The organism is Pseudoalteromonas sp. S1612 (genome assembly GCF_005887175.1).
Classification (GTDB): Bacteria; Pseudomonadota; Gammaproteobacteria; order Enterobacterales; family Alteromonadaceae; genus Pseudoalteromonas; species Pseudoalteromonas undina.
Window position 1 is genome coordinate 1 of the sequence record NZ_PNDH01000209.1, and the last position, 203, is coordinate 203.

General features: G+C 42.9%; 1 protein-coding gene. It reads right to left on the minus strand.

Going from position 1 to position 203, the window contains the following annotated elements:
* Positions 1-203, minus strand: a 203-nt coding sequence (locus CWB78_RS18730; RefSeq protein WP_283957133.1) for a riboflavin kinase, incomplete at both ends; no start/stop codon positions are given.

Below are 203 nucleotides of genomic sequence, written 5' to 3' on the forward strand. Positions count from 1 at the left end.
ATCTTGTGAAAAATCAAAAAGGTGAACTTCTAATAAGGCACGAGTTCCATTAAACCTGGGTGTGGATACAATGATAGCCACCCCAAAAACTTTCTTTCCTGCGATCATCACATGAACCGCAAATACACCATTGACCGCACAAACGTGACGTTTTAGTGCAATATTTGCCGTTCTAAAACCCCGTTCGCGGCCTTTTTTCCAGC